General features: G+C 61.6%; 12 protein-coding genes and 1 pseudogene. 11 read left to right on the plus strand and 2 right to left on the minus strand.

Annotated elements, in window-relative coordinates; genetic code table 11:
- Positions 1-63: 63 nt before the first annotated feature.
- Together GC119_RS11235 and GC119_RS00955 are read left to right on the plus strand one after the other, a co-directional pair.
- Positions 64-189: pseudogene (locus tag GC119_RS11235) on the plus strand (hypothetical protein); the annotation flags it as partial.
- Between the two features lie 218 nt (positions 190-407).
- Positions 408-1331, plus strand: a complete 924-nt coding sequence (locus GC119_RS00955) for a Na+/H+ antiporter NhaC family protein (RefSeq protein ID WP_226829149.1) — start codon at positions 408-410, stop codon at positions 1329-1331.
- 70 nt (positions 1332-1401) lie between these two features.
- Here the strand turns inward: GC119_RS00955 and GC119_RS00960 are convergent, their stop codons facing one another.
- On the minus strand, positions 1402-3003 hold the full coding sequence (locus GC119_RS00960) for a sulfatase-like hydrolase/transferase (RefSeq protein ID WP_226829151.1): 1602 nt from the start codon (positions 3001-3003) through the stop codon (positions 1402-1404).
- A 304-nt stretch (positions 3004-3307) separates the two neighbouring features.
- Here GC119_RS00960 and tig point away from each other — a divergent pair, with 304 nt between their 5' ends.
- The 4 genes from tig to clpX all read left to right on the plus strand — a co-directional run bounded on the left by tig (position 3308) and on the right by clpX (position 7701).
- Positions 3308-4627 carry a trigger factor gene (gene tig, locus GC119_RS00965; RefSeq protein ID WP_070572960.1) on the plus strand — a complete coding sequence of 440 codons (1320 nt, stop codon included), beginning with the start codon at positions 3308-3310 and terminating at the stop codon, positions 4625-4627.
- A 239-nt stretch (positions 4628-4866) separates the two neighbouring features.
- The gene (locus GC119_RS00970; protein ID WP_370919375.1) at positions 4867-5481 is read left to right on the plus strand and encodes an ATP-dependent Clp protease proteolytic subunit; all 615 of its coding nucleotides are present in this window, start codon (positions 4867-4869) and stop codon (positions 5479-5481) included.
- A gap of 22 nt (positions 5482-5503) precedes the next feature.
- Positions 5504-6169, plus strand: coding sequence for an ATP-dependent Clp protease proteolytic subunit (locus GC119_RS00975; RefSeq protein ID WP_070573047.1), 666 nt, complete (start codon positions 5504-5506; stop codon positions 6167-6169).
- Between the two features lie 260 nt (positions 6170-6429).
- Positions 6430-7701, plus strand: a complete 1272-nt coding sequence (gene clpX, locus GC119_RS00980) for an ATP-dependent Clp protease ATP-binding subunit ClpX (RefSeq protein ID WP_070572959.1) — start codon at positions 6430-6432, stop codon at positions 7699-7701.
- A gap of 94 nt (positions 7702-7795) precedes the next feature.
- On the opposite strand, the gene valS is transcribed toward clpX, so the two are convergent.
- Complete coding sequence (gene valS / locus GC119_RS00985; protein WP_070572957.1) at positions 7796-10450, minus strand: valine--tRNA ligase; 2655 nt, start codon at positions 10448-10450, stop codon at positions 7796-7798.
- A gap of 162 nt (positions 10451-10612) precedes the next feature.
- Between valS and GC119_RS00990 the strand changes: the two genes are divergently transcribed.
- The 5 genes from GC119_RS00990 to ndk all read left to right on the plus strand — a co-directional run bounded on the left by GC119_RS00990 (position 10613) and on the right by ndk (position 17188).
- On the plus strand, positions 10613-11365 hold the full coding sequence (locus GC119_RS00990; RefSeq protein WP_070572955.1) for an SDR family oxidoreductase: 753 nt from the start codon (positions 10613-10615) through the stop codon (positions 11363-11365).
- A 279-nt stretch (positions 11366-11644) separates the two neighbouring features.
- A complete protein-coding gene (gene ileS / locus GC119_RS00995) occupies positions 11645-14947 on the plus strand; it encodes an isoleucine--tRNA ligase (protein ID WP_070572953.1) in 3303 nt (1100 codons plus the stop codon).
- Positions 14944-16323 carry a bifunctional folylpolyglutamate synthase/dihydrofolate synthase gene (locus GC119_RS01000; RefSeq protein ID WP_070572951.1) on the plus strand — a complete coding sequence of 460 codons (1380 nt, stop codon included), beginning with the start codon at positions 14944-14946 and terminating at the stop codon, positions 16321-16323. The genes ileS and GC119_RS01000 overlap by 4 nt, the downstream gene beginning before the upstream one ends.
- A complete protein-coding gene (locus tag GC119_RS01005) occupies positions 16320-16766 on the plus strand; it encodes a DUF4233 domain-containing protein (protein ID WP_070572949.1) in 447 nt (148 codons plus the stop codon). Before GC119_RS01000 ends, GC119_RS01005 begins: the two co-directional genes overlap by 4 nt.
- Complete coding sequence (ndk, locus tag GC119_RS01010) at positions 16766-17188, plus strand: nucleoside-diphosphate kinase (protein WP_070573043.1); 423 nt, start codon at positions 16766-16768, stop codon at positions 17186-17188. The genes GC119_RS01005 and ndk overlap by 1 nt, the downstream gene beginning before the upstream one ends.
- The last annotated feature ends 38 nt before the right edge of the window (positions 17189-17226 follow it).

Here is a 17226-nt window from a genome sequence, read left to right on the forward strand (position 1 = left end):
AATCCTTCCTTAGCTGAGGTAGGAACTAAACCCAGGACACTTCATGATGCTGCACGCAAGGCCGTTGCCTACTGGATTGAAGTCGTCTACAACCATCGACGCCGACATTCCGCACTCGGTATGGTCAGCCCCGTCGACTTTGAGAACCAAATTGGTCTAATCACTAGTAGAAAAGAAATAGCTGCCTAACCACTAGGTAGCTCCACTACGTGTCCACGATTTGCGGGTAACCCCAATTCTTCCGCCTTCAGTGTTGACAGCACTGGGTGGTCTTGCAGCCGTATGGCTGCTGATCCTGTCTTCTTGAACTGTTTGCTCAGAGGGTCACAAAGAAGACAAACGCAGAACAAGACACGGTAAACCTGGGCGCCAAGTGGGGGCTGTTCGGTCTGTTTGCGGGCGCTGCCGTGCTCAGCCAGAATCTCGTTCCCGTGCACATCGCCTTCATCCCCATCATGCTCCCGCCGCTCTTGGAAGTCCTCAACCGACTGCGCATCGACCGCCGCGCCGTTGCCGTCGTACTCGCCTGCTCCATGAGTGCCAGCTGCCTGCTGCTGCCCACGGGCTTCGGCGCCATCTACCTCAACGAAATTCTGATGACCAACGTCAATGGGTTCGGCAATGCGCGGGGGCTCACTGCAACCCCTGATATGGCGTGGAAAGCGATGTTCTGGCCCGTTATGGGTCTGGCAGCCGGGATGCTCACGGCCGTTTTCTTCAGTTACCGCAAACCTCGCGACTACCCTCAGCTGCCGCAGGCAGACCGTCAGGCTGACGCGCAGGGGAGTGCGGGATCTGAGAAAGCTGTGTCGCTGCACCCGTTCCAGCTGATCATGACACTCATCGCGGTAACCGCGGCACTCATATTCCAGATTGCCTTCGATTCTCTGCTTGTCGGCGCAATGATCAGATTTCTCATCCTGACCCTGGCCGGCGTATTCCGGTGGAGGGAACAGGACGATGTCTTCACCCACGGCGTGCTCATGATGAGCCACATTGCCATCATCATCACCGTCGCCTCCGGCTTTGCCGGCCTGTTCATCACGATCGGCTTCGGAGATTCCTTTGCCAGTGTGCCGATCCTTGCTCCGATCTACATTCCTCTCGCATTGGAAAAGGGACTTGATCCTCTTGCCGCAGTCTGCCTGCTCGGTGCGGCGGCGGGCCTCGGAGACGCTGGCTCTCCAGCATCGACCATTTCTCTCGGCGTGACCTCCGGCCTGGCTGCCGATGGGCACCACGATCACATCCGAGACACCGTGATCCCAACGTTCCTGCACTGCAATATCGGCATGCTGCTGTTCGCCGGGATCGCGGTGCTCCTGCTGTAGAACCCACGGCGCTGCCGCAGCAGAAACACTCGGGGGCCGTCAGTCAGACTGACGGCCCCCGAGCTTTGAATCATTCGGCGCTGTCGCCGGGCTGCGTACTCGGAGCTTCTTGCGGTTCTTCCATGCCCCACACCTTCTTATAGAAGTCAGCCGAACGAGCCAGTGTCAGCTCGGCATAGGCATCATCATTGAGTGCTTGAGCAGAGTCGTGTGGAACGGCCTGAGAGAAGACCGATACGCCAATGCCAGCCTGACGGTCCTTGACTTCGAGACCGGCCACCTCCAGCAGGGTAGGCAGCATGTTCAGCTGATCGGCACCGGAACGAGGCTCGCCGAGGGGAAGCTTGCCGTCCTTGGTGCCGGGCATCCAGATGCGGCTGAATACCGAACGGTCGGTCTTGTCGTCCAGCTCTTCGTGGTAGACGTTCCAGTCGGCCATGTGCTTGAGGTGGTCGCCCATCAGGACAACCGAGGTGTCCTCGAGGATCCCCTCATCTTCCATGTGCTTGACAAAGCCGCCGACAGCTTCCGACGAGCACAGCCAAACCGATGCGAGTTCATCGTCTCCGGTGCGCTGCGGGCAGTCGTGGTAGCGGTGGATGGGCTCGTGGGAATCGAGCGTAAGAACCGAAAGGTTGAACGGCTGGCCCGTCTCGGCCGATTCGCGGTGCAGCGTCGAGACTTCGTCCTTGGCGTGCTCCATGAGACGGCGGTCGCTCAGACCCCAGTCGGGACGCATGTCCTTTTCCTTTTCGCCGATTTCCCTCCAGTGGGCGAGGTCTTTGATTTCGTCGTAGCCGTGCGTACGCAGGAACGAGCCCTTTGATGCGAATTCGGCACTTGCGCCGCCGAGGAACACGTTCTTGTAGCCGTTTTCCTTCAGGACATCGCCGAAGCAGTCGATGCCCGGCATGAAGTCGGCAACAGCGAGGTTGTTCATGACCTTGTCACCGGTGGCAGATCCCTTCCCCTTGAGTGGGATGCCGCACTGGGTGGATGTGATGCCGGCCATGGTCCAGCCGCCTCCGTTGTACTGCTTGAGGTCTGGAATTTCGCCCCAGCCCTTCGTGGCATCCTCCATGGGCTCCAGCATGTTCACCGGGAACAGTGAATCGTCAGCAAGGTGGTTTTCGGCAGACTCCACGTAGACCACCACGATGTTGCGTGCGTTCTTATTGCCCACGACCGTCGGCTCACGGTAATAGTCGCCAATGTTCATCGAGCTGCTGACGGATTTGATGTAGGTGGGAAGCTGAACTGCCGAAGAGAACGAGGTCGAACCGGTGATGACGGTTCCCCCGATGAGCAGGACGACAAGGGCGGAGGCCACACCTCGCACCGCCGCGTGTCGAATACGGCGGCGCGCAGCAGACAAGCGCAGGCGAGCCGACACGCGGTATCGGATCCAGAGTCGGCGACCCGCGAACAGCAGAGCGGTGATGGCAAGAGGCGCGACGATAACCCAGAAGACGGTGATCCAGACGTAGCCGCCGCCCTGACCGGCGCCGGCTATGTTGGTCAGCATCTGGTCGACGGTGATCTGTCCCCACTGCTTGCGGATGAAGATTCCGGTGAGGAGCAGTGCAACGCTTAAGAAGATGAGCGTCCACAAGGTAGCGGCACCGATGGTTCTGAGGATCCGGTGCTTAGCGGTGGTTTTCGGTCCCTTCACGTCTTCGCCTCTGAGTCAGTTGGTTTCGCAAGGTATGCCTGGGGAGTGCCCGCGGAAATAGAAAGCGAGCGCAGTTGGACATTCAATCATAGCCTGATGTTCACTTCTTTGTCTTTGCGGGTTCACACAGAAACCTGTCCCTCGCGCAGCGCGGGTGCGCCCCGGTGTGCATTCTGATAGGCGGACACACTAGGATAGAGCGCTGTGTGTCGCACGCACAGCCGCACGTGCCCGGGGGAGTGGCTCCTCGGTCGGCCTGCGGTGACGGCGACGTTCCCGTTAGTCAAATTTGAAGAGGTAGACAGTGAAGAGCTCCGTCGAACGCATTGAACCCACTCGGGTGAAGCTCAGCATCGAAGCGCCCTACGCCGATCTCAAGCCGAGCGTCGACGAGGCATACAAGGAGATCGCCAAGCAGGTCTCAATTCCCGGCTTCCGCCGCGGCAAAGTTCCCGCGCGCATCATCGACCAGCGCGTCGGCCGTGCAGCTGTCATCCAGGAGGCTGTCAACAACAGCCTTGACGGCTTCTTCCGCAAGGCTATTGCCGAAAACGACATCCAGCCGCTGGGCACCCCGGAAATCGAAGACCTCGAAATGCCGGGCCTGGACGGCAAAGAAGAGGGCGACCTGACCTTCACCGTCGAAGTCGACGCCGTGCCGGAGTTCGAACTGCCCGACTACTCGAGCCTCGAAGTTGAAGTTGAGCCGCTCGAAGTCACCGAAGAAGATGTCGAGCAGGAACTCGAAGCCCTGCGCGGCCGCTTTGGTTCGCTCAAGGCAGTTGACCGTCCTGCTGAGAAAGACGACTTCGTCACCCTCGACCTGACGGCCAAGATTGACGACGAAGAGATCGACTCGGCCTCCGAGGTTTCCTACCAGGTCGGTGCTGGCACCATGCTCGACGGCATGGACGAAGCACTCGAAGGCCTGTCGGCTGACGAAGAGACCACGTTCGAAACGAAGCTTGCCGGCGGCGAGCACGAAGGCGAAGAAGCGCAGGTGACCATCAAGCTCACCGCGGTCAAGGAACGCGAACTGCCCGAAGCAGATGACGACTTCGCCCAGCTTGCCTCCGAATTCGACACCATCGACGAACTCAAAGAAGACCTCAAGGCGCAGGCGAAGTCCAACAAGGAACTGCAGCAGGGTGTTGAGGCCCGCGACAAGGTCCTCGAACTGCTCATCGAAAAGCTCGACCTTCCGGTGCCTTCGCGCATTGTCGAAGACGAAGTCAAGCGCCACCTCGAAGGCGAAGGCCGCGAAGAAGACGACGAGCACGCAGCAGAGGTCCGCGAGCAGACTGAAAAGCAGCTGCGCGCTCAGTTCATCCTCGACAAGGTGCAGGATGCCGAAGAGATCGAGGTCACCCAGCCCGAACTCATTGAGTACATCATCACCTCCGCTCAGCAGTACGGCATGAACCCCAACGACTTCGCTCAGGCCCTTGACCAGTCCGGTCAGGTTGGCGCCGTCGCAGGCGAAGTCGGCCGTCGCAAGGCGCTGGCCGCGGTTCTCGCAAAGGCTGTCGTGAAGGACACCAAGGGCGAAGTCATCGACATGACCGAATTCACCAAGGGTTCGGAAGAAGCTGAGGAAGCCGAAGAAGAAGCTTCGGAAGACTGACCCACCCCCTGTTTAGGCAGGTTGACCAGACGAGGCGGAGCCCAGCTCCGCCTCGTCTGCTTTTGTTTTCGACTGCTCGAAAAGCGGGTCGTGCGGGGCCTGGCCGTTCGCACGCACCTTGCGCTCAGCTCGCTGTGGCGCACGGGTTTTCACGCTCATGGCGAACATCCGGACCGGCTGGACTAAAAGTTGCGCGCGGGCGGTTAGGGTCAAGAGAAATCAACCCACAGGAGAAACTTGTGAGCAAACACGAACTGACCGCGCCGGTCGCCTCGGAGGGCACGGCGGGCATGGGTTTGGATGACCACATCTTCAACCGTCTGCTGAAAGAGCGGATCATCTGGCTCGGCTCGGAAGTCCGCGACTCCAATGCGAATCGCATCTGCGCCCAGATGATGCTGCTGGCGGCAGAAGATCCCGATCGCGACATCTGGCTGTACATCAATTCGCCCGGCGGCTCCGTTACGGCAGGCATGGCAATCTACGACACCATGCAGTACATCAAGCCCGACGTGGGCACCGTCGCAATGGGCATGGCGGCTTCTATGGGCCAGTTCCTGCTGTCCTCGGGTGCTAAGGGCAAGCGCTTCGCCACTCCGCACGCGCGAATCCTCATGCACCAGCCCCTCGGCGGCATCGGCGGCACTGCCACGGACATCAAGATCCAGGCAGAGCTCATCCTGCACATGAAGAAGCAGATGGCCGAACTGACAGCAGAGCAGACGGGCAAGTCGCTCGAGCAGATTCTCAAGGACAACGACCGCGACCACTGGTTCACTGCAGATGAAGCCCTGGACTACGGCTTCATCGACAAGGTCGTCACCCACGCCGCTGACGTGCCGGATGGCCGCTGAACCGCATTCCCAAGGAGAAGAAATGGCTGACCTCTATTCCGGCGGTGCCGGATACTACGGCGGAACCGCCGGCAACATGCCGAACTCGCGGTACGTCATGCCCCAGTTCGAAGAGCGCACCCCCTACGGCTTCAAGCGGCAGGACCCGTACACCAAGCTGTTCGAAGATCGGGTGATCTTCCTGGGGGTCCAGGTGGATGACACCTCCGCAGACGATGTCATGGCGCAGCTTCTTGTGCTCGAAGCCCAGGACCCCGACCGCGACATCACCCTGTACATCAACTCGCCCGGAGGGTCGTTCACAGCGCTGACGGCCATCTACGACACGATGCAGTACATCAAGCCGCAGATCCAGACCGTCTGCCTGGGCCAGGCGGCATCGGCCGCTGCCGTGCTGCTAGCGGCCGGTACGCCCGGAAAGCGTCTCGCGCTGCCGAACGCGCGGGTGCTCATCCACCAGCCGGCCATGCAGGGCGGCGGCCAAGGGCAGGCCTCGGACATCGAAATCCAGGCAAACGAGGTTCTGCGCATGCGCCTATGGCTGGAGAACACCTTGGCCAAACACACCGGGCAGGATGCCGCGAAGGTCAACACCGACATCGAGCGCGACCTGTTCCTGACAGCCGAAGAAGCCAAGGAATACGGTCTTGTCGACCAGGTGCTCAGCTCGCGCAAGGGCGCTGACTGACCCCTGGATGTGAGCGCACAGGCGCTGCTTGCAGCACGGGGCCGTCGGGGAAATCCCGACGGCCTCTTGCGTCTGTGATGTACTGACGGCTGTGCCAGCAGATGCGGTGAGGCAAGCAGCGCGAACTCCTGTGGCTGACAGCACCCGGTCTGGCATCGACACGCGACAGAGGTCGCGGCGCATACTCGCACAGTGTGAAAGACTCGACTAGTACAGCAATCTGATCTTCCCGGTACGGCCGGGCGCGAAAGGCAGTGTGAATGGCTCGCAGCAGTGAGGGAGCAGAGCTCCTCAAGTGCAACTTCTGCGGCAAATCGCAGAAGCAGGTCCGCAAACTCATCGCCGGGCCAGGCGTCTACATCTGCGACGAGTGCATTGGCCTGTGCAACGAAATCATCGAAGAAGAACTCGGCCAGCCAGACGCGCCTGCTGAGAAGCTCGAACTGCCCAAACCACACGAAATCTACAGCCACCTCGACGAGTACGTTGTCGGCCAGGATGCCGCCAAGCGGTCATTGGCCGTGGCCGTGTACAACCACTACAAGCGAATCAACGCCTTGGAAGACGGCAAGGGCAACGACGGCGGCGTGGAAATCGCAAAGTCGAACATCCTCCTTGTCGGTCCTACCGGCTCTGGCAAAACCTATTTGGCGCAGACGCTCGCACGGATGCTCAACGTTCCCTTCGCGGTAGCCGACGCCACGGCGCTGACTGAAGCCGGCTATGTCGGCGAAGACGTCGAGAACATTCTGCTCAAGCTCATTCAGGCGGCGGACTTCGACGTCGAACGTGCCCAGAAGGGCATCATCTACATCGACGAAATCGACAAAATCTCGCGGAAGTCTGAAAACCCGTCGATCACACGCGACGTTTCCGGTGAGGGCGTTCAGCAGGCACTTCTGAAGATTCTCGAAGGCACCGTCGCCTCCGTGCCACCGCAGGGCGGACGCAAGCACCCGCAGCAGGACTTCATTCAGATCGACACGACGAATGTCCTGTTCATCGTCGCCGGCGCATTTGCCGGAATGGAAGAGATCGTAGCTGCGCGCAAGGGCCGCCACGGCGTTGGCTTTGGGGCGCCGATCCACTCAAAAGACGACGAAATCGACCTCTACGCAGAAATGCAGCCCGAGGATCTCCTCAAGTTCGGGCTCATTCCCGAATTCATCGGTCGTCTGCCCGTTCTGACCGCGGTGGGAGATCTCGACCGCGAATCGCTCGTCACCATCCTTTCGGAACCGAAGAACGCGCTCGTCAAGCAGTACCAGGCGATGTTCTCCTACGACGGTGTGGAACTGGAGTTCTCATCTGAAGCGCTTGAGTCCATTGCAGACCTCGCGCTGCTGCGGGGGACCGGTGCGCGAGGACTGCGTTCGATCATGGAAGAAGTCCTGCAGCCGGTCATGTTCGATCTGCCCAGCCGCGATGACATCGCCAAGGTGCTCGTCACCCGCGAAACAGTCGAAGAGAACGCTGCTCCCACCCTCGTCCCACACAAACAGTCTGGCCAGCAGCGAAGGAAGACCGCCTGACGTAAAGCTGCTGACACAAAGCAGAAGAACCCGAACAGCAGAAAACACAAGAGCGCGCCGCTTCAAGCGGCGCGCTCTGCGCATTCAGAAGTCGCTACTTCTTGTCTGCAGCCGGTGCGAATTCGACATCGGCAACGCGTGGGCCTTCTGCATCTGCGGCGACTTCGAGGACGAGATCGGCTACACGGCCGGCGGCCTGCAGGTCGCTCTGGGCTGCGGCAATCGTGTCGATGTCAGCCTGGGGTGCGCGCAGAGTGGCCTTGACGATCTCGGTGCGCTGAGACACCTTGGCCTCTGTCTTGGTCCGGCGAATTTCCGAGAGCGCCTGTGAGACTGTCTCCAAGAATTCGCCTGCGACGTCCTGTTCCGGGACGCTGCCAGGTGCCGGCCATGCCTGAGCGTGCACCGAGCCTTCCTGCCACCAGCTCCACACTTCCTCCGTTACGAACGGCATGAAAGGTGCGAACAGGCGCAGGGAAGTCTCCAGTGCGGTGGCCAGGGTGACATGTGCTGAGCGCTGCTGTTCTTGCCCTGCCGCACCGTAGGAACGGTCCTTGATGAGCTCAACGTAGTCGTCGGTGAACTCCCAGAAGAAGGACTCAGCTTCCATGAGGGCGTGCGCGTAGTCGTAGTCCTCAAAGAACTTGCCGGCCCTGTTGACTGTCTTCGACAATGCCGTCAGCAGGGCCTTGTCCAGCGGATTGATGACATCCTCAAGCTGGCCCACATGACCGGAGTGGACGCCCTGGGCCAGAGCGAACTTCGACGCGTTGAGGATCTTCATGGCCAAGCGGCGGCCAATCTGCATTTGGGATACGTCGTAGGCGGTGTCGACCCCCAAGCGCGCCGAGGATGCCCAGTAGCGGACGGCATCCGGACCGAAGCCGGGCTTGTTTTCCGCCAGAATGTCCGAGGGCACAACGACATTGCCCTTAGACTTCGACATCTTCTTGCGGTCCGGGTCGAGGATCCAGCCCGACAGGGCAGTGTGCGACCACGGAACGGAGTCGTTGAGCGCATTGGCCCGCACGACCGTGGAGAACAGCCACGTGCGGATGATGTCGTGCCCCTGCGGTCGCAGATCGAACGGGAAGACCTTGCTGAAGAGGTCGTCGTCAGTGCTCCATCCGCCGACGATCTGCGGGGTGAGTGAGGATGTGGCCCAGGTGTCGAGAACATCCGGTTCGCCCATGAAGCCGCCGGGCTGGTCGCGCTGTTCTGGACTGAAGCCCTCGGGCGTCTCCTGCAGCGGGTCGACCGGCAGGGACTCCGAGTCCGGAACAATCGGGTTGTCGTAGTCGGGATTGCCCTCGGCGTCCAAGCGGTACCACAGCGGGATGGGCACACCGAAATAGCGCTGACGGGAGACCAGCCAGTCGCCGTTGAGGCCTTCGACCCAGTTTTCGTAGCGGGCGCGCATGAAGCCGGGCAGCCACCTAAGTTCGCGGCCGCGGGCAATGAGGTCATCGCGAAGCTCGGCAGAGCGGCCGCCGTTGCGGATGTACCACTGGCGGCTGGTGACGACCTCGAGCGGCTTCTCGCCGCGCTCGTAGAACGGCACGGGGTGGGTGATCGGCTGCGGAGCCTCAATGAGGTCGCCGGACTCTTCGAGCAGTTCGACAATCGTCTTGCGTGCCGTGAAGGTCGTCATGCCGGCCAGCTTCTGGTACTGCTCGGCGGCGTCGGCCTTGGCGGAGTCTGCAATCCATTCGGGGGTTTCAAGTTCGAGACGGCCGGCGCGGTTGACTACTGCGCGCAGAGGCAGTTCGAGCTCGCGCCACCATGTGACGTCGGTGAGATCGCCGAACGTACACACCATGGCAATGCCGGTGCCCTTGTCAGACTGGGCGAGTTCGTGGGCGCGGACTTCAACTTCCACACCGAAGATGGGTGATGTGTACTTCGTGCCGAACTTGTCTTTGTAGCGTTCGTCATCCGGGTGGGCTACGAGGGCGACCACGGCGGGAATGAGCTCGGGGCGTGATGTGACGATCACGATGGGCTCTTCCGAGGTGTCGGCAAGACCGTCGGGTCCGGCGGGGAAGAAGGTGACCTTGTGATACGCGCCTTCGCGTTCGCGGTCTTCCAGTTCAGCCTGGGCGACCGCGGTGCCGAATGTGACGTCCCACATGGTGGGTGCGTCTTGTGAATATGCCTGGCCGCGGGCGAGTTCGTCGAGGAATGCCCGCTGCGAGACTTCGCGGGAGTGAGCGTCAATCGTCCGGTAGGAGTGCTTCCAGTCGACTGACAGGCCGACCTTGCGGAACAGGTCTTCGAATATCTTTTCGTCTTCGCCGGACAGTTCGAGGCACAGCTCGATGAACTTTTGGCGCGATACGTGTTTGAAGTCGCGCGGATTGCGCGGGACCTTGGTCGGCAGTTCGAAGTCGTCGCCCTCGTAGGGCAGGGACGGGTCGCAGGTGACGCCGTAGTAGTTCTGCACGCGGCGTTCTGTGGGCAGTCCGTTGTCGTCCCATCCCAGCGGGTAGAAGACGTTTCTGCCGGTCATCCGCTTGTAGCGGGCCAGAACATCGGTCTGGGTGTAGGAGAACACGTGGCCGACGTGCAGTGATCCCGACGCCGTCGGCGGGGGAGTGTCGATCGAGTAGACCTCCTCGCGCGTCGTGTCGCGGTCGAAGGCGTATGTTTGCTCTTCCGCCCAGCGTGCGTCCCATTTTTCTTGGAGACCTTCGAGGGCGGGCTTGTCAGGCAAATGCACCGAGTCATGTGTGCGAGAACCAAAATCCATAGCGTCATTGTCCCAGACCGCGGCGGGGATTGGGCCCGGGGCTGTTCTGTGCGGTCCCCGGGCGCGAGGTGCCGCTGAGCTTGGCGGGTGCTCGGCGCCATTTCTCAACTACAGTAATCGGACGGGGCCCGCTGAGCGGGCCGGAAGCTGAGAGGGGAAGCTATGAGTCAACTGCGCGCGGTTGTGACAGGAGCGAGTTCGGGAATCGGAGCTTCGACCGTGGAGAAGCTCACAGAACTCGGCTGGAGCGTTGTCGCCCTGGCCCGTCGCGAAGATCGCCTGCGAGAGCTGGCTGCGAAGACCGGGTGTGACTATCAGGTCTGCGATGTAGCCGACGGCGCTTCGGTTGTTGCCGCGGCTGAGAGAATCACTGCCGAAGGCCCAGTGCACGCCCTGGTGGCCAATGCCGGTCTGGCTATCGGCAACGACTGGGTCGAAAACGCCTCACCGGACAGCTGGGCGCAGGAGTACAACATCAACGTGCTCGGCATTCTGCGCAGCGTGCGTGCGTTCCTGCCGGCCCTGGAAGCAAGCGGGCGCGGGGACATCCTGCTCATGGGCTCGACCGCCGGGCTCATCCAGTACGAAGGCGGTGGAGGCTACGTAGCATCTAAGCACGGCGTTCATGCGGTGGCAGGCACTCTGCGACTCGAGCTGGCCGGTCGTCCGGTTCGGGTGATGGAGATCGCGCCGGGCATGGTCGCAACACCGGAGTTCTCACTGAAGCGAATGGGTTCGCAGGAAGCCGCCGACACCGTCTACGAAGGCGTAGAGAACCCGCTGACGGAAGACGACATCGCCGATGCCGTCGTGTGGAGCCTGACCCGACCGCATCACGTCAATGTCGACCTCATGGTGCTGCGGCCGATCGCCCAGGCAGCTCAGCACAAGGTGGCGCGCAACGCAGGGCTGTGAGCGACTTCGGCAACATTCGCAGTGGGGTAAGATCAGACCTGCGTTGATCCGGCTATCACCGGGGAGCATCCGGAAGAAAAGCCTGCACAGCTCAGGCGAGCTTCGCCTCGTGAGCTTCAGGCCCAGTAGAACCGGACGGGTGGGCCCGTCACAGCCTTTGAGCGATCCGCGTCAGCGGATAAGCGGGGTGGTACCGCGGCAGCCTTCGGGCAGTCGTCCTCGCACGGATGAAACCGTAAACGGGTTCGGTGCCGCCGGACCCGCGAATAAAGGACGCTCATGACTGAGAACATCTATCCCAAGCAGACGACCTCTGCTTTCGGCATGTCCTCCAGCCCGGACTTCCCGGCCCTGGAAAAGGACGTTCTGAAGTTCTGGAACGACAACAGCATCTTCCAGGAATCCATTGACAACCGCGATGCCGGCAAAAACGGCGAAAACGAATTCGTCTTCTACGACGGCCCTCCCTTCGCCAACGGTCTGCCGCACTACGGGCACTTGCTGACCAGCTACGTCAAAGACGTCGTACCGCGCTACCAGACCATGCGGGGCAAGCGCGTGGAGCGCCGCTTCGGCTGGGACACCCACGGGCTGCCCGCTGAGCTTGAGGCCATGCGCCAGCTGGGGCTGAAGACCAAAGACGAAATCCTTGACATGGGCATTGACAAGTTCAATGCCGCAGCCCGGGAATCGGTGCTCAAATACACCGACGAATGGGAAGAGTACGTCGGTCGCATGGGCCGCTGGGTGGACTTTGAAAACGACTACAAGACGCTCAACCCCACGTTTATGGAGTCCGTCCTGTGGGTCTTCAAGACGCTCTACGACAAGGGACTGATCTACGAGGGCTTCCGAGTTCTGCCCTACTGCTGGTCAGACGAAACCCCGCTGTCGAACCACGAACTGCGCATGGACGACGACGTTTACAAAGACCGGCAGGACCCGGCTGTCACCGTCGGTCTTCGCTGCACGTCCGGCCCACTGGCCGACTCGACGCTGAAAGACGCCCGCTTCCTCATCTGGACGACCACTCCGTGGACGCTTCCGTCTAACCTCGCGGTCGTCGTCGGAGCGGACATCGACTACTTCGTCGTCGAATCCGACGGGCCCACCGGCAGCACGCAGCGCTACGTCATCGCCAAGGAGCGCCTGGCCGCATACGCCCGCGAACTCGGCGAAGAGCCGACGGTTGTTGCCGAACTCAAAGGCTCTGACCTGCTGGGTCACACCTACGCTCCGCCGTTTGGCTACTTTGCCGACCACGACAACGCTTTCCGCATCCTCGACGGCGACTTCGTCACCACGAGTGACGGTACGGGACTCGTGCACACCGCAGGCGCCTTCGGTGAGGACGACTACGTTGTCACGCAAGCCGCGGGAATCGAAGCTGTCATGCCCGTGGGCCCCGACGGACGCTTCACCGCCCCGGCAGTCGACTACGTCGGCGATCTTGTCTTCGACGCCAACCCCAAGATCATCCGCCACCTCAAAAAGGCCACGGCCGGTGAAGGCGACACCGGCTCCGTCACCGACGGCACCGTCCTGGTGCGCCACGAAACCTACAACCACTCGTATCCGCACTGCTGGCGATGCCGCAATCCGCTCATCTATAAGGGCGTGTCCTCGTGGTTTGTCAGCGTCACCGAGTTCAAAGACCGGATGCTTGCCAACAACGAGCTGATCAACTGGGTGCCTGACAACGTCAAGCACGGTCAGTTCGGAAAATGGCTGGAAAACGCTCGCGACTGGTCGATCACGCGCAACCGCTTCTGGGGCAGCCCCGTGCCGGTGTGGAAGTCGGACAACCCCGACTACCCCCGCATTGACGTCTACGGCAGCTTCGAGGAGATTGAACGCGACTTCGGCCGTCTGCCGCTGAACCACGACGGCCAACCGGACCTGCACCGACCCTTCATCGACGAGCTGACCCGGCCCAACCCGGACGATCCGACCGGCAAGTCCACCATGCGCCGCGTGGAGGACATCCTCGACGTGTGGTTCGACTCCGGTTCCATGCCCTACGGACAGGTGCACTACCCGTTTGACAACAAGGAATGGTTCGACAACCACTACCCGGCGGACTTCATCGTCGAGTACATCGGGCAGACCCGCGGGTGGTTCTACACGCTGCACATTCTGGCGTCTGCGCTGTTCGACAAGCCCGCATTCCGCGATGTCATCTGCCACGGCATCGTCCTGGGTTCCGACGGCAACAAGATGTCGAAGTCGCTGCGCAACTACCCGGACGTCAACGAAGTGTTCGAGCGCGATGGATCCGACGCCATGCGCTGGTTCCTCATGTCCAGCCCCGTGCTGCGCGGCGGTAACCTCATCGTCACCGAGCAGGGCATCCGCGACTCCGTACGCCAGATCATCCTGCCGGCGTGGAATGCCTGGCACTTCTTCGCCACGTACTCCAACACGGCAGATGCTCCAGGTGAAACACCCGCCGAAGGGAAATCCGGTTCCGGCTACCGGGCAGGCCACCGCTATCAGTCCTCGCAAGTGCTCGACCAGTACCTGCTGGCGAAGACACGCGACTTCATCGACAGCTTCGCCAAGCACATGGACGAGTACGATCTGTGGAGTGCCTGCGGGCTGTTCCGCGAACACCTGGACATGCTCACCAACTGGTACGTCCGCCGCTCCCGGCGCCGCTTCTGGGAAGGAACGGAGCAGACACACGAAACCTTCGATGTCTTCTACACCTGCTTCGAGGCGTTCCTCAAGGTTGCCGCTCCGCTGCTGCCGTTCACGATCGAAGAGATCTATCGCGGTCTGACGGGCGAACGCTCGGTCCACCTGGCTGACTACCCGGACAGCTCGCTGTTCGAAGCCAATCCTGAACTGGTCAGGGCAATGGACCTCACCCGGTCGATCTGCTCGGTCGGTTCGAGCCTGCGCAAGGCGGAAAAGCTGCGCGTGCGCCTGCCCCTGGCCCGCCTGACCGTCGCCACAGATGTTGAGCTGGGCGAAGAATTCACGTCGATCATCGCCGACGAACTCAATGTTCGCGAAGTCGTCGTCATGCCTGTTGAAAAGGCAGAAGAGGCAGGCTTCAAACTCGAACAGAAGCTCACCGTCAACGCCCGTGCGGCCGGCCCGCGCCTGGGCAAGAACGTCCAGGCCGCCATCAAGGGCTCCAAGTCCGGCGACTGGTCGGTCAGCGACGGCATCGTCACCGCCGGGGGCATTGAGCTGCAGGAAGGCGAATACACCCTCGAGGACGTCGCTGAATCCGGTCACGACGGCATTGTTCTGGCGCCCACGGAATCGGGCTTCGTGGCACTCGACACGGTTGTGACTGACGAACTGCGGGAAGAAGGCCAGGCGCGCGACACCATCCGCGCCATCCAGAGCGCCCGCAAGGAACTCGACCTGCACGTCTCAGACCGCATCGATGTGACAGTCAGCGTTCCAGCCGAAGCCGCGGAAGCGCTCAGCGGCTACAGCGACCTCATTGCGAAGGAAACCCTGGCCGAAACCCTGCGGATCACCCAGGAGCCGCTCGGCGAAGGACAGGTGTTTCAAGCCGCTGAGCTCGCCGAAGGTGCCGCCGTTCGCGTGGAGAAGCACGCATGACGAATCCCGAACCGACGGGCCTGCAGCTGGCCGAAGCCGCGCTGCAGGCCCGGGCGGGCGAAACCGAGATCGAACTGCGCCTGGACGCCACCCTGCGGGCGTGCCAGCTGCTCGGCGACATCCACCGGGCAGCCCCGGTCATCATGGTCGCCGGAACAAACGGCAAAACCTCAACGGTCCGCATGGTCGATGCGCTGCTGAGCGCACACGATCTGCGCGTCGGCCGGTTCTCCAGCCCCCACCTGCACTCCGTCACAGAGCGGATCGCAGTCGACGGCGCCCCGGTTGCCGACGACGAATTCGTGCGAGTATTCGGCGAAATCCGCCCGTTTCTCGACATCGTCGACGCCGAACTGACAGGAGACGGGCGACCGACGCTCACATATTTTGAAGCGCTGACCGTGCTCGCGTTCGCCGTATTCGCTGACGCCCCCGTCGACGTCTTCGTGCTCGAGGTCGGGATGGGCGGTCAATGGGACTCAACCAATGTGGCTGACGCCGACGTCTGCGGCTTCACCCACATCAGCCTGGATCACCAGGCGTTCCTCGGAGACACCCTGACCGAAATCGCCGCCGCAAAGGCCGGGATCCTCGACAGGACGCAGGACGACAGCCCAGCGCCGACGCCCTCGGTTGTCATCGGCAGCCAGGACGACGAGGCGGCAGCCGAGCTCGAACGTCAGCTGGCCGACCGCGGGCTCACCGGGCGCTGGTTCGGCCGCGAGTTCGAAGTCCTCGAAGCCAAACAGGCCGTTGACGGACAGCTTTTCACCATGCGCGGGGCCTATGACGTCTACAGCGATCTGTTCCTACCGCTGCTGGGCCGCCACCAGGTCGACAACGCCGCCGCTGCAGTCGCAATCGTCGAACAGTTCCTCGGCACGGAGGACAAACCTCTGAACACGGACACGATCGGCACCGGGCTGAGCACCGTCACATCGCCGGGTCGCATGGAGGTTATGCGCTCCGATCCGACGATCGTCGTCGACGGCGCCCACAACCCAGACGCTGCAGAAGCTCTGAGGGAAGCGCTGGCAGACTCCTTCGATTTCTCGGACGTCGTAGCCGTCGTCGCAGTGTACGAAGACAAAGACGTGCACGGGCTTTTGGAGCACATCTACCGCACCGCGGGCAGGATCGTCGTGTCGCAGGCCCAGAGCCCCCGCGCGCTGAGCTCCCACAAGCTCGCGCAGGCCGCTGAAGAATGGTGGGACCCGGACGATGTCATCCGAACCGACAACCTCAACGACGCGCTCATGCGTGCCGTTGACCTTGCGCTTGATGACCCTGAGCGCAGCACGGGAATTGTTGTGACCGGTTCGCTGTCAACCGTTGCCGAGGCCCGCACCCTGCTGGGCCGAAAGGATGCTCAATGACGCAGGAGACCCCTGCTGAACTTCCACAGCTTCCGCTGAAGTCGAAGCTGCCGATTCTCGGTGGGACCGTTCTCATTTCCGAGGCGATCATCGTCTACTTCGCCCTGCTGGTCGGCTACGGGCTTCAGCCGCTGCCGTTCGGCTGGCTTGTTGCAGGGGCCGTGGTGCTCGGCGCTCTGTGCATCACCGCGACGGTGACCTTGCCGAAGAAGGCCGGCCAGAAAGGCCTCGGGATTGCGCTGGGGTGGATGATTCAGCTGCTCATACTGGCAAGCGGTATTGTTTTGGGCGGTCTTGCCGTCGTCGCAGCCGTCTTCGGCACCATGTGGGCCGTCGGCGTGTACTGGGGCCGGCGGATTGACCGCGAAGCCACCGCCTACGTCAAACAGGCCTATAGCGCGGGTACGCCCGCTGCACCCGGAGATCAGGAGAAAGAGGAATGATGAAGGAACGCACACTCGTACTTGTCAAGCCCGATGGCGTTGAACGCGGCCTCGTCGGTGAAGTCATCGCTCGGCTGGAGAAGAAGGGCTACGAGATCAGCGCCATGAAGATGGTTCGCGCTGACCACTCCATGCTCAGCCGTCATTACGAAGAACACGAGGGCAAGCCGTTCTACGAACCGCTGCTGGAGTACATGGGCAGCGGATCTGCGGTTGCGATCGTCGTCACCGGCGAAGAGGTGATCGAAGCCTTCCGGGTGATGGCCGGAACCACCAACCCGACAACCGCGGCGCCCGGTTCAATTCGCGGTGACTTCGGCCGTTCCTGGGGCGAGGGTGTTGTTAAGAACATTGTCCACGGATCGGATTCGACCTTGTCGGCAGAACGCGAAATCAAGATCTGGTTCCCCGAGCTCGGCTGACTTTCCAGACCAGAAGAAGCCGACCTCCACCTCGTGAT

The sequence above is a fragment of the Brevibacterium sp. Marseille-P9724 genome (assembly GCF_902500275.1).
Taxonomy (GTDB): domain Bacteria; phylum Actinomycetota; class Actinomycetes; order Actinomycetales; family Brevibacteriaceae; genus Brevibacterium.

What these genes read in the sequence shown, in the direction of transcription:
- GC119_RS00975 (WP_070573047.1), top strand. Translation starts at nt 5,504, where the DNA reads ATGGCTGACCTCTATTCCGGCGGTGCCGGATACTACGGCGGAACCGCC.
- clpX (WP_070572959.1), top strand. Translation starts at nt 6,430, where the DNA reads ATGGCTCGCAGCAGTGAGGGAGCAGAGCTCCTCAAGTGCAACTTCTGC.
- valS (WP_070572957.1), bottom strand. Translation starts at nt 10,450, where the DNA reads ATGGATTTTGGTTCTCGCACACATGACTCGGTGCATTTGCCTGACAAG.
- GC119_RS00990 (WP_070572955.1), top strand. Translation starts at nt 10,613, where the DNA reads ATGAGTCAACTGCGCGCGGTTGTGACAGGAGCGAGTTCGGGAATCGGA.
- ileS (WP_070572953.1), top strand. Translation starts at nt 11,645, where the DNA reads ATGACTGAGAACATCTATCCCAAGCAGACGACCTCTGCTTTCGGCATG.
- GC119_RS01000 (WP_070572951.1), top strand. Translation starts at nt 14,944, where the DNA reads ATGACGAATCCCGAACCGACGGGCCTGCAGCTGGCCGAAGCCGCGCTG.
- GC119_RS01005 (WP_070572949.1), top strand. Translation starts at nt 16,320, where the DNA reads ATGACGCAGGAGACCCCTGCTGAACTTCCACAGCTTCCGCTGAAGTCG.
- ndk (WP_070573043.1), top strand. Translation starts at nt 16,766, where the DNA reads ATGAAGGAACGCACACTCGTACTTGTCAAGCCCGATGGCGTTGAACGC.